Below are 21,635 nucleotides of genomic sequence, written 5' to 3'. Positions count from 1 at the left end.
TGCGACGGGAAGCTAGAGTTCGGCCCGCCCGTCCAAGTAGCCGTCGTCGATCGCCCTCCACAGGTACAGACAAGCGGCGCTGCGGTAGGGACTCCACTTGCCCGCGTGGCGCGCCAGGCTGCCGGGCGGCTCATCGGGGTCCGCACGGCCGTACAGCCACTGGGCTGCGCGCTGCAGTCCGGCATCTCCGAGCGAGAGCACGTCCGGCCTTCCGAGCGAGAAGATCAGGAACATCTCCGCCGTCCATTTGCCGATACCCTTGAGCTTCGACAGTGCCGCGACCGCCTCCGCCTCGGGCAGGACGCCGAGCGCCTCGTAGTCCAGTTCGCCGGACAGCGTGCGCTGCGAGAGCTCCCGGATCGACCGGGCTTTGGCATAGGACAGCCCGATGCCGCGCAGCGTCTCCTCATCGTGCGCCAGCAGACTCTGCGGCGTGAGCGGTCCGCCGTTCAACGCCGTCAGGCGCTGCTTGATCGTGCCTGCGGCTTTGGCGGAGAGCATCTGGGAGATGATCGATCCGACGAGCGATTCATAGGGACTGCCGCTTGCCGCCAAGCGGATCTCGCCGATTCGCTCGATGAGTCTCGCCAGCACGGGGTCCGCTCGCCTCAGGTAGACGCCTTCGGGCGATTCCGCATGCACGTGTATGGTCATGTTCTCCTCCCCCTTCGGAACCGTCCGATAGATTACGCTGTGCCCTGTTGCTCCAGATACCGCACGGGAATCCCCTTCCGACGCGCATATTCGATCTCCCTGCCGGTACTCTCTCCGATATAACCGCCCGGATTGACGACGAAGATCTCGTCGGCCATGTCTATTTTTTGTAAATGCACGCTGTCCAGCATGGTCTTCTGGGCTTCGGTGACGGGGTGGTCTCCCGCGTGAACGAAGACGCCGACCGAGATCACGACATGTCCCTGCAGTGTCAGTTCGGCGTTGATCCGCTCGAATTGTTGCCTGAAGCGTGTGGAGCCGCAGAGCGTGATGACCTTGTATCTGCCGTTCGTTGAGCCGAGCGTGTCGTTGCGCATATCGTAGCCTCCTTTTTATAACGGGTAACTGCTGTATGTCATGTAATCGTAGCGCAAATTTCCTTTTTTTGCGAATTTTTGCGTCCGAAGCGGCTGCGCGCCTTTCAATCACTGTCCCAGGTAGGTTATAATGCTTGGATGTGACCGCTATACGATACGCTTTAACATAAAGGAGATTACATGAACTTTACCGATCTTAAACTTAAGCCGGCGATCCTCAAGGCGCTGAGCGAAGAAAACTATACGACGCCCACGCCGATCCAGGAGCAGGCCATCCCCGTCGTACTGGCCGGCAGAGATCTGTTCGGCTGCGCGCAGACGGGCACGGGCAAGACGGCCGCGTTCTCGCTGCCGATGATCCAGCTGCTGAGCGAACAGCAGAAGCCGCCGGGCAAGCGCCGCCCGATCCGCAGTCTCGTGCTGACGCCGACGCGGGAGCTTGCGATCCAGATCTACGACAATGTGCGCGCCTATGGGCGGCACGTCGATCTGCGCAGCATCGTCATCTTCGGCGGCGTCTCGCAGAAGCCTCAGGAGGAGGCGCTCGCACGCGGCCCGGATATCGTCATCGCCACGCCGGGCCGGCTGATCGATCTGATGAACCAGGGTTTTATCGACCTTGGGCATGTGCAGATTCTCGTGCTCGACGAAGCCGACCGCATGCTCGACATGGGTTTCGTGCATGATGTGAAGCGCATCATCGCGAAGGTGCCGCAAAAGCGGCAGACGCTGCTGTTCTCCGCAACGATGCCGGACGAGATCACCAAGATGGTGCAGACGATTCTCGTCAATCCCGCCAAGGTCGAGGTGACGCCGGTATCCTCCACGGCCGAGCGGATCGAGCAGTCCGTCTATCTGGTGGACAAGGCGAACAAGCAGAACCTGCTGCACGATCTGCTGCGGGACAAGCAGATCACGTCCGCGCTCGTGTTCACCCGCACCAAGCACGGCGCCGATCGCGTCGTCCGCCATCTGGCGAAGGCAGGCATCTCGTCTGCGGCCATTCACGGCAACAAGTCGCAGAATGCCCGGCAGAACGCGCTCGCCGGCTTCAAGAACGGCACGACCCGCATTCTGGTCGCGACCGATATCGCCGCGCGCGGTATCGACATCGACGAGCTGCCGTACGTCATCAACTTCAATCTGCCGAACGAGCCGGAGACTTATGTCCACCGCATCGGCCGCACCGGCCGTGCGGGCCTGAGCGGCACCGCGATCTCGCTGTGCGAGGATGAGGAGCTGCCGTACCTGCGGGATATCCAGAAGCTCATCGGCATGAAGATTCCCGAGGTCAAAGGCCATCCGTACCCGCTCGGCTCCGCACCGGCGGAGCCCAAGGACGAGGCCGAGCAGCAGCGAGGCGGAGGACGCGGTCGTCAAGGCGGCGGCCGTCCGGGCGGCGGTCAAGGCGGGAGGCCGGCGGCCGGACGCGGCGCCGCAGGCCAGGACGCGGACCGCGCGTCCGGGGCCAGGCAGGCGACAGGCGGCGCCGGGACAGGCGGCCGTCAGGCGGGCAGCGGTGCCGGAGGCCGGCAGGACGCCGGCCGCAGCGGCCGGTCCGACGCGCCGAGAGGCGAGAGCAAGCCGGGCGGCGCAGGCCGCAGCCACGCGCAGCCGGGCCAAGCCGGCCGAGGCGGCGCCGCTCCGCAGGCGCGCTCGAACCCGGCGCAGTCCGGGGGCGGCGGGCGCCAGCAGCAGGCCGGCAAGCCGTATCAGGGGCCGCGGCCGTTCTCGCTCAAGGCGCAGCCGACGGATACTCGCCGTTCTTAACGGCAATTGCGGCAATCCGCAGATATGAGCACTCACACAAGGAATGCCCGGCCGCCTTCGCGAAGGCGATCGGGCATTTCTTATGTGAGGATGAATCATGATCCCGTCCCGGTTCGAGATAGCGCTGCGCGACATCCTTATTTCCGCAAAACTCGTCCCCACGCACGAGATAGCGCTGTGAGACATCCTTATTTCCGCAAAACTCGTCTCCACGCACGAGATAGCGCTGTGAGACATCCTTATTTCCGCGAAACTCGTCCCCACGCACGAGATAGCGCTGTGAGACATCCTTATTTCCGCAAAACTCGTCCCCACGCACGGAATAGCGCTGTGAGACATCCTTATTTCCGCGAAACTCGTCCCCACGCACGGAATAGCGCTGTGCGACATCCTTATTTCCGCGAAACTCGTCCCCACGCACGGAATAGCGCTGTGCGGCATCCCCGACAATCCGACGATCCATTTGATCCATTTTTGCTGGGCCATAAATGCTCTCCTTCGCATTCCGCCAGGCGATTTACCGGTGTCGGGCTCCATGATGAGGCGTCAATCTTAATTGCCATTTAATGCAGACTGAAAGTTAGCTGAATCATGCGGCTTCTATTACAATAGAAGGATCACGATGGAACGGGTGAAATGGATGGCGGGCAACGAATACGAATGGGCGCCGCTCGGCGTAGAGGAAATACGGGAGCTGTTCGCAGGCTGGCCTGGCGTCTGGGGGATCGCGGGCGGATGGGCGCTGGACATGCATCTCGGCAGGCAAACCCGGCCGCATGACGATATCGACGTCCTGCTGACGCTCGACGATTACGCGGCAGCGTATGAGCGGCTGTCGGAGAATTGGGAGCTGCACTTGGCGGAGAACGGCAAGCTGACCCGGCTCGGCCCGCAGGACCGGCTGGAGGGCGAGACCGACATCTGGGCCAGGCGTGACGCGCAGTCTCCCTGGGCATACCAATTGATGTTGATCGACGTCCGGGACGGCATGTGGACATATCGGAGAGCCCCGTCCGTTCGCAAGCCTGCGGTCGATCTGATGCTGCGTGCGGACGGCGGGATTCCTTATCTGAGGCCGGAAGTGCAGCTGCTGTACAAGGGAGGGGCCGCGTCGATCAGGGACAAGGACCGGCGGGATCTGGAGGCGGTGCTGCCCTGCTTGACGGAGGCGGAACGGATGTGGCTGCGCGAAGCGCTGCACGCGCAGTTCCCGCAGGGGCATTCCTGGCTGCTCCGATTAAGAGGAGATGCGGCGCATGAGGCGCGTGGGAATTCAGTCGCCGGCGAACTGCGGGACCGATTCGCGCGACTCGGCAGGAGCGACCCGCCCGCAACCGGCGGCGGCACGACCCGCCCCTATCTCAAGCTGATCCAACGGGCGGCTGCGGCGGACGGCGTCTCGTTCGAGCCGATCACGCCCGATCTGACCTACCGCGCGCGCCGAGAGGAGGCGAGCTTCCTGATGACGGACGCGGAGCTGGGGCTCAATCCCAGCTCGGCGGCGGCGCTGGCGCTGAGCAAGTCCGCTGCTGCGGACGCGCTTCGGGCAGCCGGCGTGCCGGCTGTCGAGCATCGCTTCCTGCCGCATCCGGGCTACCGGTTCGGCGATGACGGCGCAGCGGTACGGACACGGGCGGTGACCGCATTCGCCGGCTTCGGCGGCGATGCGGTGGTGAAGCCTGACGACGGCGCGCAGGGCCGGCACGTCTATCGCGCACGCAGCCGGAGTGAGCTGCACGCGGCGCTGGACGCAATTTATGCCCTGGAGCGTCATGCGGCGATCTCGCCTTATCGCGAGGCCGAGCTCGAATACCGCGTCGTCGTGCTTGCCGGAGAGGCGCGCGTATGGTTAGGCAAGCGGCGCCATGGCTCGTGGAAGCACAATCTCGCCGAGGGCGCGCGTTCTGTCGAGGTGCCGGCCGAGGATCGCGCGCGCCTGTCGCCTCTCGCCGTGCGTGCGGCCGCCGCGCTTGATATGGTGTTCTGCTCCGTCGATATTTTGGATACCGCAGAGCATGGCCCGCTCGTCATCGAGCTCAATCACAAGGTGATGCTCGGCGACCATTACAAGCAGCATCCGGAGAGCGAAGCGGGGCTGTCGGCGCTGTATCGGGACGCGATCGCGTTGCGGTTCGGGAGGCGATGAAGGCGCCTCATTTTACAAGGCTTGAGCGATTGCGCAGAAGGCCGCTTGCCAGCCGATGACATCATCGGCAGCCAAGCGACTTCTTGAAATGGTCCCCAAATTCTATACTTTATAGAATTTCGGAGAAGTTTTGGTATATTATTCGTAAATAGTCGTAAATCATTAAAGAAGAGCCGTGCGGGAACACGACTCTTCACAGCAGCCGCTTTTAAGGGCGGTAGGCTTCGGTAAAGCGATGGAAATAGGCCGCATACCTTTGCAGGGGGGCGGTCTATTTCTTTGTGTTGTGGTTAACGGCCATGACTATCGCAACGACCAGGGACAACAGCGCAATGATTAGCGCTCCGAAGCCGATCATGATCGTCAATGCGTCTTAGTGCCGGCGCCGCTTCTCACAAACGTTCCCAAAAGAAGCATTTGTTGCATTCGGCATGCAGCGGGCTAGCCACTCCTAATGTTCCTTTGCACGGAATTCGCTCGGAGTCAGGCCGGTCTGTTTTTTAAAGATCGCACTGAAGTAGTATTGGTTGGAAAAGCCGACCTTCTCGCTGATATCGAGTATTCTCAGGTTGGTGTGACTGAGCAGCTCACTCGCTTTTTGGATTCGCGTCTGGGTGATGAGCTCGGATATGTTTTGTCCCTTAATCTTCTTGAACAGGGCGCCCAAATAGGTCGGACTGACGCTCACGTTGGCGGCAATATCGTTTAAACCGAGATCGGCATTCATATAATGGTTTTCAATGTAACGGACGACGTTTTCCGCAATTTGTTGATGATGCGTCGCGACAGATTCCTGTAATTTCTCGCAGGCGGTGATGCAAATTTCATTCACTCGATCGAAAATTTGATCGAGCGTCTGGAATTGCTCCAGGTGGGAAAACAGGTCCACAATCAGGTTGCGGATATGCTGGGAATCGATCCCGACATCGTAGAAGAAGCGGATCAGCCTTGCGAGCAGCGAATAAACGTAGGAGACGACGCCGTTTCTGCCGTAATATTTTTGCGACAGCTCGACAATGAGCGATTGGGTAAATTGCTTGATTGCGGGGATGTCCTTTTTGGATATGAGCTGAATCAGTTTTTCCTCCGCGCCGACGGTAAAAAAAACGGGAGACGGGTTTTGCGCGCGAATGTCCAAAATGTTGAAGATTTGGCCTTCGCCGAAAATGAATTTATATTCGGCCGCGTGCAGGGCATTTTGATAGGAGGACGATACGTTCCAAATGCTCGTGACGGCATCCCCGATGCCGATCGTGATGGACAGCGGCGAATTTTTATATTTCTCATTGAGGGTCAACAGGCCGTCGTGCAGCAGTCGGCTGAAGCGGTCGGGCTCCATATGGAAGCCGACGATCAGCACCATGCCGTTTCCCTGGGTAAGACAATAGACGGCAGCCTGATCGGCGAGCAGCTGCTCAAGCTCCTCATTCAAGCCCAGCATCAGCAGATGATAGCGTTCGATTCCGATGTTTTTGTGCGCTTCCGTGATGTTGTCCACCCGGACGACTACGCATATATAGCTTGCAGGCGAGAGATCCAGCCCGATGTACTCGGCCTGATCTTTCAGATGATATTCCGCATAATCGGGACCGGCTGCCAGCAGATCATTGTAAAATCGTTGAATCAGGGCCGGTCGGCTCTGCTTGAGCTGGGACAGCATCCTTTGCTCCTGCGCGGCCTTGTCCAGCGTGCGGTCAATGACTTCAGTCAAATAGCCGTAATCGATCGGCTTTTCTACATAGTCGCTTACGCCGAGTCGAACCGCCTCTTTGGCATACTCAAAATCGTCGTAGGCGCTGATCAAAATAATTTTGATATGCGGATGCTTTTGCAAGACGAGCTTGGACATTTCAAGGCCGTTCATGCCGGGCATCGAGATATCGGAGATAATCAGATCGACTTCCATGGACGACAGGCACGCCAGCACGTCATGCGCATGATAAAAGGCGGCGCATACTTCGGCCCCCAACCGGTTCCAGTCGATATTCGTACAGAGACCTTCGGCCGACAATTTATTGTCGTCGACCACAATGACCTTTTTCATCGTCTCGCCCCTTAGTTCACCAATGTTGCTCATCGGGTATCATCTGCCGGATCGCGGCGGTGACGGTCGTACCGATTGAGGGTTCGCTTTCGATTTCCAATGTTCGATTGGACAAGGCATATTGGGATAGTCTGACGTTGACGTTGCTGATGCCGTAGAAGCGTTCTGTATTGACGTTTCGATTTCTCAGTGTATTTTGAATTTCGACCAGCTTGTCCGGCGGGATGCCGGCGCCATTGTCCCGGATTCGAATGCCGATCTCTTCCTCCAGAAAAAAGAGGTCGACTTGAATCTGCAGCTGGCAGTTCATGTTCGACAGACCGTGACGAATGCAGTTTTCGAGCAGCGGCTGCAGCGTAAATTTGGGAATGAGAAAATCCCCGATTCCGTTCTCGCTATCGATGCGGAATGTAAAGGCGTCTTTGTAGTTCAATTCCTCAATGCCCAAGTACAGACTCGCAATTTCCAGCTCGTCGGCGATAGGAATCAGATCGTCGTTCTTTTTGAGGAGCAGCCGATAAAACCTCGCCAGCCGCGTAATCATCGTATTGGCATCGTCGATGCGCCCCAAGGATTGGCAGGTTTTAATCGATTCCAATATGTTATAAAGAAAATGCGGATTGATTTTCGATTGCAGCAGCATGTACCGCAGATTCTCCTCACGCAGCGTATGCTCAAGGAACCGGTCGAAGTTTTCCTCCATCTTTTGCAGCATTGTGTTGAAGATGACGGCAAGACGATCCAGCTCGTCCAGATGCGACTGATTCTGATCGACGGGGATATGATAATGCACGAGATTGCTGTTCGAATCTTGGACCTTGAACCCGGACAAAATCTTGGACATTCGTCTGATCTTGGTGCTCAGACTGTTGGAAGTGAGCAGGCTGGCGATAACCGCAGTCACGATCGCGGCCAGCAAAATGATGATAATGATGTTAATCAAAACATTGATATTGTTCGTGATGAATACGTTCGGCACTTCCGTGACGAGATACCAGTCCGACACCGACAGATGGTTGACGACCAGACGGCTGTCTCCGAGCGCGACGGCTTGATCTGCGGCCGAGCGGATGGCATGGAGGGTAGCGCCGGAGATTGTCGTCCCCAGCCTGGATTCGTCGATCGCGGAGATGACGAGGCCGCTACGGTCGACGATCATACTGTTGACGGACGGATCGGGGATGCTTTCCCGCAGCATGCCGGCAATTTCTTTCTCGTTCAGGTCGATAAAAAAGGCGTAATCCAGCTCGCTTGCGCCAAGCGGCTTATAGGCAATATAGCTGGAAATATAGTTTCGCCGCTCCATGCCGCCTTTCATGAACGGTTCGGTCAAGCCCAGCAACAGTCCCCATTGCAACTGATTGATTTTGCCGTTGAAGGTCTCGGGAGTAACGCCGTGATTCGGCAGTTGATCGATCTTAAAGTAGTTGATCCCTTCGTTGCTGAACAGCAGGTCGGGCTTGAAGTAGACGTTGATGTTAAAGAAATCGAAAGTATACTGCAGCCGGGAAATATTGTTCCTCAGCTCGGAAAATTTATCCAATTGCTCGCTGATCGAGTCGTCGGGCTGAAGCACAAACGCGTTCAAATAAAACTGAATCGTGTCGGAGGCATTCTCCATCTGCTTGAAGCGGCTCGCCAGTGCGTCCGTTAGCTGGCTGCTGGAATAGGAGATCGAATCGAGAATTTTTTCTTCGGCAATCTGATGGGACAAGCGGTAAGAAAAGACGCCCACCAGCGCTGTCGGTATGACGGAAACCAGCAGAAATCCGAGCATAAGCTTGTTCCGAAAAGTATTGAGCTTCGCCCATAAGCTCCCTTTGAAAAGAAACATTTCTGTTCACCGCCAAATGGTTGAAACCGTTTCCTGATATTGAAACTGGTTATAACACAAACGCAGCAGCCGTCGCAATGGAGGCATCTGGAAAGGTGGAGGCTCCGCACAAACATCATGAAATTTTATATCCCGATCATGAATTATTGTATTCAAACGCTTTCATCATCCGGGCTAAAATGAGGCCATAAGTGCCGGCCGGCGCTGTGCAGCATCAAGCCAATCGAATCGTTATATACGGAGGGGCTCTCACATGGGGAAATTGACGAAGCTTTGGGGCGTCGGACTTTCTACACTGCTCATGGCATCTGTAGTCGCAGGATGCGGAGCGAACAACAACAATTCCAAAAACGCAGCCGGAACCGATCAGGCGCCGGCCGCGAGCGGCAGCGCAAGTCCTGCGGCGGGCGGTAAAATCACCTTGATGTCGGATGACGTGAACAACTTCGGCGACAAGTTCAAGGCTTATATTCAAAAAGCCGAGCAGGCGACGGGCATTACCGTCGATGCGGTAGCGATGCCGACGAACACGGACGACAGACAGGCCAAGGTCGTAACCCTGGTATCCTCGGGGGATACGAGCGTCGACGTCATCACGGTAGGCGAAGAGATGATCAGCAGTCTGAAGCAGACAGGCTTCCTGGAGCCGCTGTCGGACGTGATGACGAAGGAGACCGGCGCGCAAATGCCGGAAGCGCTGATCAAGATGATGTCCGTCGACGATATGCCGTACGGGGTTCCCGAATTTATCGAGATTCTGACCTTCTGGGTCGATCAAGCCAAGCTGGACGCGCTCGGCATGGATACCATCAAGACGAAGGACGACTTCCTGAAGTTTGTTAAAGCGAATTCAAAAGACGGCAAATACGGCTATGGCGGGGCATGGGAAAAAACGTACGTGTTCAAGGACATCGGCGTATTCCTGAACCTGTTCGGCGGCAGCTTCCAGGATTGGAATGATCCGAAGACGCAAGAGGCCGTAAAGTTCATGAAGGATATGGTCACGGACGGTACGACACCAAAAGCGCAGCTGGCGGACCAGTATACGACATCCGTGCAGAAGTTTATCGACGGCGTGTACGGCAGCACGTTCACGTATTCAAGCTTCATGAGCAAGTTCGAGGAGTCGGGGAAGTATGGCTCGAAGGGCCTGCATATTGCGCCGATGCCGACGTTTAACCAAAGCGAGACGTACGTCGGCGGCTGGGATTATGTGCTGAACGCCTCGTCCAAAAACAAAGACGCAGCCAAGAAGTTCCTCACCTGGGCGGCGAGCGCCGAAGGCCAGCGCGCGTACTACGATATGTCGACGAGACTGCCGGCCAGAACCGATGTCATCAATTCGCCGGACTTTGACGCAGCGGGCATCGAGGATTTGAGGCACTATTTGAACGAGACGACCCTGATCGGCAGCGTCATGCCGAAGCAGTCGATGGAGTTCATCTCCGAGACGGGCTCGCTGTTCCAGCAATATATTTTGGACGAGCTGTCTCTGGAAGATTACTGCGCCAAGATGCAAAAAGTAGCGGACAAATATTTGGAGTAGACAAGTATGGCGATCAATCAGGCGACGATCCGTCGCCTGATTTTCTCCAAGGAAAGAGGATAGGGAATGCTGAAAAAACGTAAAGCGATTTTGCTTGCCTTGTTGCTCGTCCTCCCTGCCTTGCTGATTAGAGGATTTACCACCGTTCAACCGATCTTTATGACCTTCTACAACAGCCTGTTCGATCTGAGTTTATTCAAGGGCGGCACGGGCGAGTTCATCGGGCTGCAAAACTACAAAGATATTTTTACCGACGACAAGTTCATTACGTCGACCGATTTTACGGTGATCTTCACTGTCGTTTCGATGATTTTTCATATTGTGTTAGGAGTAGGACTGGCGCTCATGCTCAATATGAAGTTCAAGGGCAAAAAGTTTCTAAGAGTGACCGTCCTCATTCCGTGGGCGATGCCGATGGTTGTTGCGGGCCAGGCCGCCAGATGGGCGTTCAACGATATGTACGGCCTTGTGAACGATCTGATCAGAAGAGTGAATCCGGGCTTTCATTTCGACTGGCTGATTCATAACGACTCGGCGCGGCTGGCCGTCATTGCGGTGGACTTGTGGAAGGACGTTCCCTTCTTTGCAATATTGGTGCTGGCCGCCCTGCAGTTTATACCGGGCGATATTTACGAGTCGGCCAAGATCGACGGTGCCGGCAAGGTGCGCGCGTTTTTTTCGATTACGGTGCCGAATATTAGCAAGACGGTTATCACCATCTCCATTTTTTTCACCATGTGGCGGTTAACCAGCTTCGATGTCGTGTATGCGATGACTTCGGGCGGACCGGGAGATTCGACCACCTTGCTGTCGTACCGCATCATGATCGAGGCGTTCACGAATTTGAATCTCGGTTATGCTTCGGCGATCGGCGTCGTCCTGTTTGTGGTCATGCTGCTCTTTAGCGGCGTCAATCTGTTTGTCATCAAGCGAATCAATGCAAGGGATGGGCTATAATCATGAGTCGGAAAATGAAAATCCTGACCTTCTCCGGTCGCTGGGGATTAACGGTCGTCGTTGCCGGCATCATCTTGATTCCGCTGTACTGGATCTTTATTTCTTCCCTGACGCCTGCGGCGGAGCTGTTCAAGTCTCCTATCGATTATTTGCCCGATCATGCGACACTGGCTAACTATAAGAGTCTGATTTTTAAATTGGGCATCGGTCAAAAAGCGTTGGACACGCTCATCATTACGGGCGGTTCGCTGATCGTGTCTACGATTGCCTGCTTGCTGGCGGCGTACGCGTTCACGAGATTCAAGAGCGGGTGGTTGTCGGCCGCCTTCGGCGCGATCATTTTTTCGGCGCTGATTCCGGGCATCGTGACGGCAAGACCGCTGTTCGATTTTCTGAAGTCGATGAACCTGATCGATACGTATTTGGGTTTGACGATCCTGTATACGAGCAATCTGATTCCGTTCACCGTTTTGATTATGGTCAACTTCCTCGGCGCGATCCCGTTGGACTTTGAGGAGGCGGCCAATGTGGACGGCGCCAACTTTATTCAGAAGCTGTTCAAGGTCACTCTGCCGCTGATGGGTCCCGCCATCGCCACGACCTTGATCATTAACTTTATTACCTGCTTAAACGACTTGTTCACGCCGCTATTTTTCTCGCAAAAAATCGAGGTGCTGAGCATCGGGATCACGACGATTCCGAAGCTGAACTCCTACATGATGCCGTGGGATCTGATCAGTACGATGGGATGGATCATCCTGCTGCCGATTATTATTTTTATTTTGATTTTTGAGAAAAGAATTATGGAAGGCATTATGGCCGGCGGCGTGAAGGGCTGACTTATTATCTGGAGGTACATTAAATGAACAACAATACGCTGGGAGCTATGAATTGGCAGCAAGATCGAAGCGAGTCGGCGAAAAATCCGTTAATTCCCGGCGCCAGAATTTTGCGGGGCGAAGACGCCAGACATGTCTATGTCAACAGCTCGGCGTCGATGCAGCGGTTTTACGCATTAAGCGAAGTGAACGACCTGGGCCTGTTCTCTTATATAGAAAAGAAAGCAAGCACGGACGGAGATCGTCCCTGGGCGACGCAGGCCCACCCGGATATCAATCTGTATGTCTATATATTGAAGGGAACCGGCACGGTTGTGCTTGGCGGCGAGGATCAGACCTTTGAACAGGAGTCCTATGATTTTGTCGAGCAAGAGCTGGTCATCGTGCCGCGAGGGGTTCCCTACAGATTCACAGGGGAATGGGAAGGGATCTGCTTCCACGTCCGCGCCTCCGTGTTCGGCACGGCGGCGGGCACCAACCGTTTCCCGCATCCGATCGTTACGCTCGACAAGCCCGCGCGACCGACTCAGGAAGAACGGGATGCGCTGCACGAGCCCGCCTCCTATGTGTGCATGGACCCGCTGTTCAGCGTCGGCATCCAGGGCGAGCCGGTCGTCAAAGGCAGCTTCAAGCCCGGCAATCTGCTGGCCTGCCGGACCGATCTGGCATCCGTCCAGGAGGGCATGGAAGCGAACAGCCTGTATTACAATCTGACGCCGGTAGACCGGCAGACCAAAAATGAGCGCAACCTGGATCAGGCCCGCAAAAACGCTGCGGCATTGGGCGCGCGTGTCATCAAGGTGGCGGATTCCCCATCCCAGTACAATGCCAATGCGGGACTAAAGCAGACCTGTACGCCGCTAACGTGGACGGACGACATCGCCATCTTCAATCTGGCCGAGAAAAAAGCGTCCTCCGATATCGAGCGGCCGTTCGACTCGCATTCGCATCCCGATATCGAGGAATATAAATTTATCGTGAGCGGCTCCGGATCGGTCACGCTCGGCTTGGGCGATGCGACCTGCGAGATCGAGAAGTATGAATTCAAGGCAGGGGACCTGGTCATCCTGCCGCGGGGGATGCCGCATGTCGATGCCGGGGAGTTCACGGCCGTCTACTTCCACGCCAAGCATAGTGTGTTCGGCAAGACGCCGGGCAGCAGCCTGTACCCGCATATGGCCTACGTGTATACGAAGCCGCCGCGTCCGACGCAGGAGGAGCGGGATGCCCTGTACGATCCCGGCACATGCCTGCTGATGAATTCGCGGGAGACGCATGCGCTGCACGTCCCGAATCCGATTCTCAAGGTGGACAAGCTTGACCAAGGCATGAAGCATCTGCGCCCGGATTTGTTCGCTGAGTAATGAAGTGGGGCCGTCCCTTAAGTCGATGACTTAAGGGACGGCCCCTTTGCGCGTTAGGGGGCGCATCCGAAGGAACGGATGAGAGTCCTCGCTATTTGTGCGGCAGGCGAAGTCACTTCCCGATATCCTCCAGCTCCTGTCCGTACAGCCGCTTGGCGTTGCCGATCAGCGTCTGCGTGCCGACGATGAGGATGCAGTCGGGCGGGGGACCTGCGAGCAGGGCCGAGAGCGCCTCTGCGAGCAGCGGATATGCCGCGCTGCCGTCCGGGCGATAGCGGCGCGCTGCTGCGAGCGCCTCCGCGTCCTCCGGGAAGGCGAGATGGCTCACGTCGGGCCGCGTGACGAGGATGCGGGCGGCGACGGCGGCGAGCGTCTCGATGACGCCGACGTAGTCTTTGTCCCGGGGGATGCCGACGACGGCGGCGATCCGGGCATCTGCGCCGAGGCCGAGCGAGCGGACGACGCGGACGAGATGGGCCGCGGAGTCGCGGTGGATCGCGCCGTCCACGATCGTGAGCGGCTCGCGGCTCACGATCTCGCAGCGGCCGGGCCATTGCAGCCGCGCGAAGCAGGCGGCGACGACCGCGGGATCGAGCGCCGATCCCGCGATGTCCTCGCATACGCGCATCGCGAGCGCGGCGTTGTCCGCCTGGAATTCGCCGAGCAGCGGCAGCGTCAGGCCGCGGTAGCGCGCCCGCTCGGTCCGCACGTCGAACGTCGTCCCGCTTGGCGTAATCGCGACACGCGCCGCCGCGAAGTGTGCGCCCGCGAATACCGCGCCGTCAGCAGGCGCCGATGCGTCCTGACGGTCGTCCCTCCCGGAAGCGCCTTGGCTTGCTCGCGCGGCCGGGTCTTGGACTCGAACCGACTCGCCGTCCTCGTCCCCGCGTATATGCTCGATCGTCGCTTCCCGCACCGCCTTGATTTCCACGAGCACATCCTCTCGCTGCTTGCCCACATACAACCGCGTATCGGCACACTTCGCGATGCCGAGCTTGTGTCGTACGATATCCCGAATGTCCGGCCCCAGCTCTCGCACATGCTCTTCGAGCACCGCCGTGACGACCGCCCATTCGTTCGCCAGCACATTGGCGTCGTCGTACCGCCCGCCGCGTCCGCACTCCACGACGTCGATATCCGTCTCCTGCTCCGCGAACCAGCTGACCGCGATCGCGAGCGCCACGCCCACCGGCCCCTGATATGTCGTCTTGTCCAAGCCCCGCTCGATCTGTGCCCATGCAGGTTGCACATGCCTCGCCAGCCGCACGAAGTCGGTCTCCCCGATCGCACGCCCGTCGATCCGAATTCTCTCCCGATAATCGACCAGATGGGGGGAGGTGAACAATCCGACCTTGTACCCCATATGGCTGAGCAGCGAGGAGATCATTCGCGAGGTCGAGCCTTTGCCTTTGCTGCCCGTCACGAGCACATAGCGTCGTCCCCGATCGGGGGCGCCCAGCCGGTCGAGCAGCTCGCGCGTCAAGCGCGGATGGCGGACCTGCTCGTCGCCGGCAGGCGACAGATGCGGGGCGGCCCGCAGGTAGGAACGATAGATCATATTTTCCGCTTCTTGTTGATTGGCAATCGACATGCGCCGGACACCGCCTTTGGCACTCATTATAGCAAACGCCCGCCCTCGCCGGCGACGCCCAAAAAAGCCCCCGCTCGAATGCGAGCGGAGGGCTTCGACACGATAGTCGCTTCGGATCGGCGTTCTAGCCTCACTAAGGCTTGAGCACGACCTTGATGCAGCCGTCTTCTTTATCGTTGAAAATCTTGTACGCCCCGCTCGCCTGCTCGAGCGGGACGCGGTGCGTGACGATCTCGGTCGGGTCGAACTCGCCCTTCACGATCATGTCGAACAGCTGGGGCATGTAGTGGATGACGGGCGCCTGGCCCATCTTGATCGTCAGATTGCGCTCGAACAGATGGCCGAGCGGGAACATGTTGTACCTCGAGCCGTACACGCCCGTCAGCTGGATCGTGCCGAATTTGCGGACCGCGTCTATCGCGATATCGATCGCGCTGAGGGTGCCGCCGTTCAGCTTCAGCTTCTGCCCGATTTTTTCGAGCGCGTTTTTTTTGCCGTCCATGCCGACGCAGTCGATGACGACGTCCGCGCCGCCCCGCGTGATCTCGCGCAGATGCATGGCCGCTTCGTCATGATCCTCGAAGTTGATCGTCTCGACCTTGTTGATCCTGCGGGCATGCTCGAGCCGATAGGGCAGATTGTCGACCGCGATGACCCGCATCGCGCCCTTCATGATCGCGAACTTCTGCGTCATCAGCCCGACCGGGCCGCACCCGAGCACGATCACGGTGTCGCCCGGCTTCACGCCGGCGTTCTCGACGCTCCAGTATGCGGTCGGCAGCACGTCCGACAGGAACAGCAGCGCTTCGTCGGGCAGCTCGCATGATTCGGGAATCGCGAGCGGCATGAAGTTGCCGTAGGGGACACGAAGATACTCGGCTTGCCCGCCCGGGTAATTGCCGTAGCGCTCGGTGTAGCCCAGGAAGCCGCCGGAGTCGATCTCCTTGAGCGGAGGATGCGGGTTCGAATTGTCGCATTGGCTCTCCATATCGTGCTCGCAATAATAACATTTGCCGCAGGAGACGTTAAAGGGAATGACGACGCGATCGCCTTTTTTGACGCGGGTCACGTCGGGGCCGACCTCTTCGACGATGCCCATCGGCTCATGTCCGATCACGGTGTCCTTCGTCGCCGGGATGCCGCCCAGGTAGATATGCAGGTCGGAACCGCATATGGCGGTGGAGGTGATTCGTACGATGATATCGTCCTTCTGCTGGAGCCTCGGATCCTCGACCTCCTTGACCTGTATATCCTTGCTGCCTTGAAAGGTTACCGCTCTCACTGTGCGTGGTCCTCCTCGCTTCGGATCAGGTTGTCATAACGCTAATTAGTACCCATAGGATGGCAGGATTCATCAGATTAATGCGGCAGGCGGAGGGGTAAAGTTGGGTAGCGCGAATGTGCGAATTCGCGAAGATGCGAGTTATCGAATGAAGGGGAGGAATACCGATGTCCATGACCGTATACGGCGTATTCGATACGAGCCGCGAAGTGATTGACGCGATTCAGTCTTTGAAAATCAGAGGGCATTCCGACCATGATCTGACGGTCGTCGCGGATCGGGAGGAATCCTGGAGCCTCGGCAATCTGGGGCAGGCGGCCGACCTGGTCGAGGTGGAGGGCGCAGGCGCCGGATCGGATTCGCTGGTCGGCAAGGTCAAGCGGATCTTCAAGGCGGGCGGAGACAGCGAGCTGTCCGGCCGGCTCGAGGAGATCGGCCTGTCGAACGGCGATGCGATGGAGTATGCGCCCGAGGTGGACAAGGGGCGGTTCCTGCTCTTGATCGGCCACGACAACGGCTTGACCGACGACGTCGTCGCCAGCTCCCCCGCCGATGACAGCGTGGCGGACGGCGCGATCCGCAATCAGGCGATCGACCGCGAGCTGCCGCGCATTCTGTCCGAGGACGGCCCGCTGCCGCCGGGTCAACGAATCTGAACTGAACGCACAGGAGGGCCGGGTCCCGGAATACGGGGCGTGGCCCTTTTTGCGCTTCGGAGTTATAATGGGAACAAGCCAAGCGCGATAAATGAGGTGCGATGAACGTGAGTGAGCATAACGAAGCGAGCCCTTCGGCCGCCGAGGATAAGCCGGCGCAAAAGAAGATCAGTCTGGCGGAGGCGATGAAGCAGCGTCTTGCACAGAAAAAGCAAGCGGCGGCGCAAGCCGGCGGACAGCAGAGCGGTTTCTCGACAGACGTGAAGCAGATGCGCAGCCAGATTAAAAAGAAGCCGAACAATCAGAAAAAACGCACGGGCGTGTGATTCGTTGTCGGCTTCGCCATGCAGTGCCCGGACGATTGCAGGACGGGCTTGTTTTTATTTCGCCAAAAAAACGGAAGTAGGATGAAATATGGAAAACCTTAAGAGTCTTGACGGCGAATGGCCGGCATTGTCCTGGCCGCTGTCGCTTCAGGATGCGCTGTCGCCGCTGACGACGGAGATGCTGCAGAGAATCGCGAGGCTGCTCCTGATATACGATTGGATGAAAGAGGACGATAAAGAGGCGCTCATCCGGGGACTCGTCCCCGCGATGGCCGACTATGCCGCCGCATCGACGGAATTATGGGATGAAGAGCGGTGGACGCTGATCCGCAAGCTCGTCAAGAACAACGGGCTCCTCGCCAATCCGCCCCAATCGGGTCCGGCCGCCTACTATTTAAGAGAGCGCGGGATCGCGTTCCCGGGGCAGGTGAACGGCATAAAGTCGCTCGTCATGCCGGCCGAGCTGGTAGAGCGATTCGTCAAGCTGGAAGGGTTGTCCGGCACGCCGGCGCATGTGAAGCGCAATACGGAGGCGATCCGTCTGACGCAGGGCCTGCTGTATTATTACGGCGTGCTGCCCGAGACGGAGCTCGAAGAGCGTCTGGGCGCACTCGCCGGCCAGCCGTCGGACGATGGACGCGATGTGTTCGAGGTGCTGGTCGATGCGCTCGACTTCCGCGCTACGTACGATGCGGACGAGGATGGCTTGTATTCGAATCTCGACGTCGAGGATCCGCAGGAATTGCTGCATTTGCAGCAGGCGCGGGGCGAGCTGGAATATCGCGAATTCACCAAGGCGGAGCTGCTGAAGGCGGGAGAGCCCGAGTTCGTCGAACGGACGAAGGCGCATCAGGAACTGGCCGATTATCTGTCGCGCGAATATGCGGTTGACAGGCAGGAGGCCGATGTCATCGCAGAGATCTGCGCCGACACGTTCAAGAACGGCAAGTCGATGAGCGCGGCGTTCGAGATCTTGCAGTTCGAATTCTCGATTGAGGATGATCGCACGATCGAGGAGATCGCCGGCATGCTCGCCCGTCTGAACAACAGCACGAGACAATGGGTGCTGAAGGGACATCGACCGGACGAGCTGTCCTCGTCCGCCGGCGGCATCCCGTCCAACGTGCTGGCGATGCCGCAGCGCCCGCATCAAGCGGACGTGATCTCGATCCAGACCGGCCGCAAGATCGGGCGCAACGATCCTTGCCCGTGCGGCAGCGGCAAGAAGTTCAAGAAATGCTGCGGCGCCGTGGCGGACTGAGTAAGGGCGGGGCGTTTGGGCTTGGGTGCGATGCCTGAGTTTGGAATGCAGTGCTTGAGTTTCGGGACATGTTGCCGAACGCCAAAACCGCCGGGGGGCGCCCCGGCGGTTTTAATTTTTTCAGCTTGCTTGTGATCCGGCAGACTTACGGCTGCGCTGTGTGTGCCGTCTTGGCCGCTTCCAGCTCGGCCGCCGCCTGCAATCCGGCCTGGTTGAGCAGATTCCATGGCTTGTTGTAATGCGGCTGGAAGAAGAAGTCGACGAAGCCGAGCTCCTCCACGGTCATGCGATTTTGAATGCAAACCGACAGCGTGTTCGCCGATTGCGTGAGATCGGCCTTCGAGAGCACCTGCGCGCCCAGCAGACGTCCGTCTTCCGCATCGTAAACGAGTTTGACCAGCGCCCGCTCGTAAGTGGGCATAAACTCCGGACGGTAATTGTCGCTGACCGTCGTCGTCCGTACTTTGAGTCCGGCCTCGATTGCGGCCTGTTCGGTCATCCCGGTCGAGGCGATGTTCAGATCGAAGATGCGGATGCCCGACGTACCCTGGGTGCCCATGTACTTCACGCGGGGCTCCATGATGTTCATCGCCACGAGCGTCCCCATACGGACGGCGTTGGTCGCCAGCGGGATATAGGCGGCCTTGCCCGTCGGATTGTAGCGGATCGCGCAGCTGTCGCCGGCGGCGTACACGTCCGGGCAGCTCGTGCGCATGTATTCGTCGACGACGATCGCGCCGTTGGGCAGCATCACGACCTGACCTTGGAGCAGCTCCGTATTCGGGCGGAAGCCGATGCAGAGGACGACAAGGTCCGCATCGTAGGCGCCTGCCGTCGTGACGACGCGGGCGACCTTGCCCTCGCGGCCTTCGAGCGAGGTGACCGTTCGATCGAGCGCGAGCTTCACGCCGCGCTCCTGCATGTCGGCTTCGACGATGTCGGTGAACGCTTGGTCGAGATACTTGAACATGACGCGGGGCGCATTGTCGATGAGCGTCACGCTCTTGCCCAACTGGCGGAACGCCTCCACCAGCTCGACGCCGATATAGCCTGCGCCGACGACGGCGATTTTTTCAGCATTTGCCGCTTTCTCGATGATCGTCTGCGCATGATTGTAGTTTTTGCAGAGCAGCACCCGATCCAGATCGATGCCCTCCATACGGGGGACGATCGGCCACGAGCCCGTCGTGACGACCAGCTTGTCATAGCTGTCGACGAACATTTCCTCCGTCAGCAGGTTGCGGACCGTCACCGTCTTGTACACGGTATCGACGGCCAGCACGTCGTGCTGCATCCGAGTCCGGACCCCCAGCTCTGCGAGCGTATCGGGATGCGCATAGAACAGCTCCTCCGCATTGCGCACGACCCCGCCCACATGGAGCGCGATCCCGCACGAGAGAAACGAGATATTGTCATTGCGTTCGTACACGGTAATCTCGGCGTCCGGGTAACGTTTGGCCATCTGGATAGTAGCGGCGGTTCCTGCATGGGTGCAGCCGATGACGATGATTTTCATAAGGCATTCTCCTCGGATTATAGTATAGATCGTATTGTGATTTAATTCACATACTGCGATAAAGCAAAAGCTGCACTCGTCAGCCAGTGGGAGAGAACCTTCGCAGATGGTGCCTCGGCATAGACACATGGGTTTCAGTGTTGCGTTCTGCATGATGCGTGTGATGCGGTAAGGCGTGTGGTGCGTGTGGTGCGATAGAAGCGAATATTGTGAATTAAATCACAATTGGTTGCTGACATCACTATACGCCACCCTGAGCGGATTTGCAATAGGTAAAGTGAAATAAATCACAAACTTGACTGGCCATTATCCGAAATATGCTGCCGACAAGAATCACGCGCCCGCGAGACCCCGGTACCGCACAAATCTGTGCAGTGCCGGAGTGCTCTGCGCCGTCGTGTCGCGAGCCGCCACGTGCAGCCTGCCTGGTCCCGCCCGCAAGACTCGGAACCGCACAGATCCTGTGCGGTTCCTGCGCATTCCGCGCCGCCGGCCGGCGCGCTATTCGCGGCGCACGCCATTCGCGGGCCGTGCCTTGCACCGCCGCGCGTCAGCCTCAAAGCCTCGCGGCCAACCCTACAGCGGCTTCCCCGGCGGGGCCTCCGGCGGCACGTCGGGCTTGACGTCCGGCGGCAGCGGATCAGGCTTTACTTCGGGCTGGGGATTCTGCGTAATCTCGGGATTGGGGACCACCGGCGAGATCTCGGGCGAAGTCGGAGGCGTAATCTCCGGCGTGCCTGGATCGAAATTGGGCAATTCAGCTCCATAATCTTTATATTGGGACATGTGCAGCACTCCTTTATACAGGTTTCCCCTTATTACCCCCATCGCTGCCGAGCCTAACGCAAAGGACAATCGCGGGCGATCTAGTCATCCAGGCGTGGGGCGACCAGTCTAATGACGCTGTGCTGTGCGCTATGTTATGCTGAGTAATAAATTGGCACTCGGGGAGTTATGCAAATCATGGAATTAGCCAGATCCTCATCGATAATCAACTCGATGGAACCGATCGTCGTCAGCTTCTTCGAGGAGCAGCTGCTGCCCAACTATCAGCTCAAATGCAACTGCGACAAGTGCACGACCGATATCATCGTGCTCACCTTGAATCATCTTCCGGCCAAGTATACGACCACGCAAGCCGGGCAGGCCTACATCAAGGCGCTGTACATGAATCCGCAGATGCAATCCGATATTTTGCAGGAGCTGACACGTTCGATTCAGATTGTGGAGGCCAAGCCCCAACACTGGATTGCCGATAGATAACCGATCCGTGCCTGTCCCGAATCTGTGACCCGAGCCTGCGGTGGAGATGACCGTCGCTGCGGGTCTATTTTATTTCCGACGCACACTCCGGCTGCCGGCACTCACTCCGACTGCCCATACTGCTCCGGTTTGCCGCAAGCGGGGTAAGAATCAACGAAGGGCATTGCAAATCCGAGACGCAGCCATAATAAGGAGACGAGCGTAAAGCG

The 21,635-nt window shown here is 58.1% G+C and carries 20 protein-coding genes; 10 read left to right on the top strand and 10 right to left on the bottom strand.

All coding sequences use genetic code 11. The features are described from left to right. Window positions 1-12 precede the first annotated feature (12 nt). Window positions 13-654, bottom strand: coding sequence for a DNA-3-methyladenine glycosylase family protein (locus VQ071_RS25395; protein WP_340517099.1), 642 nt, complete (start codon window positions 652-654; stop codon window positions 13-15). Window positions 655-686: 32 nt separating this feature from the next. Beyond that, window positions 687-1,031, bottom strand: a complete 345-nt coding sequence (locus VQ071_RS25390) for a hypothetical protein (RefSeq protein ID WP_340517097.1) — start codon at window positions 1,029-1,031, stop codon at window positions 687-689. A gap of 180 nt (window positions 1,032-1,211) precedes the next feature. Here VQ071_RS25390 and VQ071_RS25385 point away from each other — a divergent pair, with 180 nt between their 5' ends. Continuing rightward, a complete protein-coding gene (locus VQ071_RS25385) occupies window positions 1,212-2,801 on the top strand; it encodes a DEAD/DEAH box helicase (RefSeq protein ID WP_340517095.1) in 1,590 nt (529 codons plus the stop codon). On the opposite strand, the gene VQ071_RS25380 is transcribed toward VQ071_RS25385, so the two are convergent. After that, entirely contained in the window at window positions 2,767-3,273 is a 507-nt protein-coding gene (locus VQ071_RS25380; RefSeq protein ID WP_340517093.1) for a hypothetical protein, read from the bottom strand. The two genes, VQ071_RS25385 and VQ071_RS25380, sit on opposite strands and share 35 nt — an antisense overlap. 150 nt (window positions 3,274-3,423) lie before the next feature. Here VQ071_RS25380 and VQ071_RS25375 point away from each other — a divergent pair, with 150 nt between their 5' ends. Beyond that, complete coding sequence (locus tag VQ071_RS25375; RefSeq protein ID WP_340517091.1) at window positions 3,424-4,947, top strand: ATP-grasp domain-containing protein; 1,524 nt, start codon at window positions 3,424-3,426, stop codon at window positions 4,945-4,947. 271 nt (window positions 4,948-5,218) lie between these two features. Here the strand turns inward: VQ071_RS25375 and VQ071_RS25370 are convergent, their stop codons facing one another. The 3 genes from VQ071_RS25370 to VQ071_RS25360 form a co-directional block, all read right to left on the bottom strand. Next, the gene (locus tag VQ071_RS25370; RefSeq protein WP_340517089.1) at window positions 5,219-5,314 is read right to left on the bottom strand and encodes a putative holin-like toxin; all 96 of its coding nucleotides are present in this window, start codon (window positions 5,312-5,314) and stop codon (window positions 5,219-5,221) included. A gap of 84 nt (window positions 5,315-5,398) precedes the next feature. After that, the gene (locus VQ071_RS25365; RefSeq protein WP_340517087.1) at window positions 5,399-6,991 is read right to left on the bottom strand and encodes a response regulator; all 1,593 of its coding nucleotides are present in this window, start codon (window positions 6,989-6,991) and stop codon (window positions 5,399-5,401) included. 16 nt (window positions 6,992-7,007) lie between these two features. Beyond that, window positions 7,008-8,825: a sensor histidine kinase gene (locus VQ071_RS25360; RefSeq protein ID WP_340517085.1), complete on the bottom strand. Its 1,818-nt coding sequence runs from the start codon at window positions 8,823-8,825 to the stop codon at window positions 7,008-7,010. 253 nt (window positions 8,826-9,078) lie between these two features. Here VQ071_RS25360 and VQ071_RS25355 point away from each other — a divergent pair, with 253 nt between their 5' ends. The 4 genes from VQ071_RS25355 to VQ071_RS25340 all read left to right on the top strand — a co-directional run bounded on the left by VQ071_RS25355 (window position 9,079) and on the right by VQ071_RS25340 (window position 13,531). Then, window positions 9,079-10,371 (top strand): ABC transporter substrate-binding protein, encoded by a 1,293-nt coding sequence (locus VQ071_RS25355; RefSeq protein ID WP_340517083.1) that lies wholly within the window; start codon window positions 9,079-9,081, stop codon window positions 10,369-10,371. Between the two features lie 66 nt (window positions 10,372-10,437). Then, a complete protein-coding gene (locus tag VQ071_RS25350; RefSeq protein WP_340517081.1) occupies window positions 10,438-11,328 on the top strand; it encodes a carbohydrate ABC transporter permease in 891 nt (296 codons plus the stop codon). A gap of 2 nt (window positions 11,329-11,330) precedes the next feature. Then, window positions 11,331-12,167, top strand: a complete 837-nt coding sequence (locus VQ071_RS25345) for a carbohydrate ABC transporter permease (RefSeq protein WP_340517080.1) — start codon at window positions 11,331-11,333, stop codon at window positions 12,165-12,167. Between the two features lie 23 nt (window positions 12,168-12,190). Beyond that, window positions 12,191-13,531, top strand: a complete 1,341-nt coding sequence (locus VQ071_RS25340) for a hypothetical protein (protein ID WP_340517078.1) — start codon at window positions 12,191-12,193, stop codon at window positions 13,529-13,531. A gap of 112 nt (window positions 13,532-13,643) precedes the next feature. On the opposite strand, the gene VQ071_RS25335 is transcribed toward VQ071_RS25340, so the two are convergent. Continuing rightward, the gene (locus VQ071_RS25335) at window positions 13,644-15,122 is read right to left on the bottom strand and encodes a bifunctional folylpolyglutamate synthase/dihydrofolate synthase (protein ID WP_340517076.1); all 1,479 of its coding nucleotides are present in this window, start codon (window positions 15,120-15,122) and stop codon (window positions 13,644-13,646) included. A gap of 133 nt (window positions 15,123-15,255) precedes the next feature. Beyond that, window positions 15,256-16,404, bottom strand: coding sequence for a zinc-dependent alcohol dehydrogenase (locus VQ071_RS25330; protein WP_340517074.1), 1,149 nt, complete (start codon window positions 16,402-16,404; stop codon window positions 15,256-15,258). Window positions 16,405-16,571: 167 nt separating this feature from the next. Between VQ071_RS25330 and VQ071_RS25325 the strand changes: the two genes are divergently transcribed. The 3 genes from VQ071_RS25325 to VQ071_RS25315 all read left to right on the top strand — a co-directional run bounded on the left by VQ071_RS25325 (window position 16,572) and on the right by VQ071_RS25315 (window position 18,647). Beyond that, window positions 16,572-17,060 (top strand): general stress protein, encoded by a 489-nt coding sequence (locus tag VQ071_RS25325; RefSeq protein ID WP_340517072.1) that lies wholly within the window; start codon window positions 16,572-16,574, stop codon window positions 17,058-17,060. Window positions 17,061-17,167: 107 nt separating this feature from the next. Next, entirely contained in the window at window positions 17,168-17,386 is a 219-nt protein-coding gene (locus tag VQ071_RS25320) for a hypothetical protein (protein WP_340517070.1), read from the top strand. 88 nt (window positions 17,387-17,474) lie between these two features. Then, entirely contained in the window at window positions 17,475-18,647 is a 1,173-nt protein-coding gene (locus VQ071_RS25315) for a YecA family protein (protein ID WP_340517069.1), read from the top strand. A 145-nt stretch (window positions 18,648-18,792) separates the two neighbouring features. On the opposite strand, the gene VQ071_RS25310 is transcribed toward VQ071_RS25315, so the two are convergent. Both VQ071_RS25310 and VQ071_RS25305 read right to left on the bottom strand, forming a co-directional pair. Beyond that, window positions 18,793-20,163: an FAD-dependent oxidoreductase gene (locus VQ071_RS25310; RefSeq protein ID WP_340517067.1), complete on the bottom strand. Its 1,371-nt coding sequence runs from the start codon at window positions 20,161-20,163 to the stop codon at window positions 18,793-18,795. Between the two features lie 576 nt (window positions 20,164-20,739). Next, a complete protein-coding gene (locus VQ071_RS25305) occupies window positions 20,740-20,949 on the bottom strand; it encodes a hypothetical protein (protein ID WP_340517066.1) in 210 nt (69 codons plus the stop codon). A 177-nt stretch (window positions 20,950-21,126) separates the two neighbouring features. On the opposite strand from VQ071_RS25305, the gene VQ071_RS25300 reads away from it, so the two are divergent. Further along, window positions 21,127-21,426 carry a late competence development ComFB family protein gene (locus tag VQ071_RS25300; protein ID WP_340517064.1) on the top strand — a complete coding sequence of 100 codons (300 nt, stop codon included), beginning with the start codon at window positions 21,127-21,129 and terminating at the stop codon, window positions 21,424-21,426. Window positions 21,427-21,635 lie beyond the last annotated feature (209 nt).

The sequence above is a fragment of the Cohnella sp. 56 genome (assembly GCF_037963805.1).
GTDB lineage: Bacteria > Bacillota > Bacilli > Paenibacillales > Paenibacillaceae > Cohnella.
This window is presented reverse-complemented; position numbering and strand designations above follow the sequence as displayed.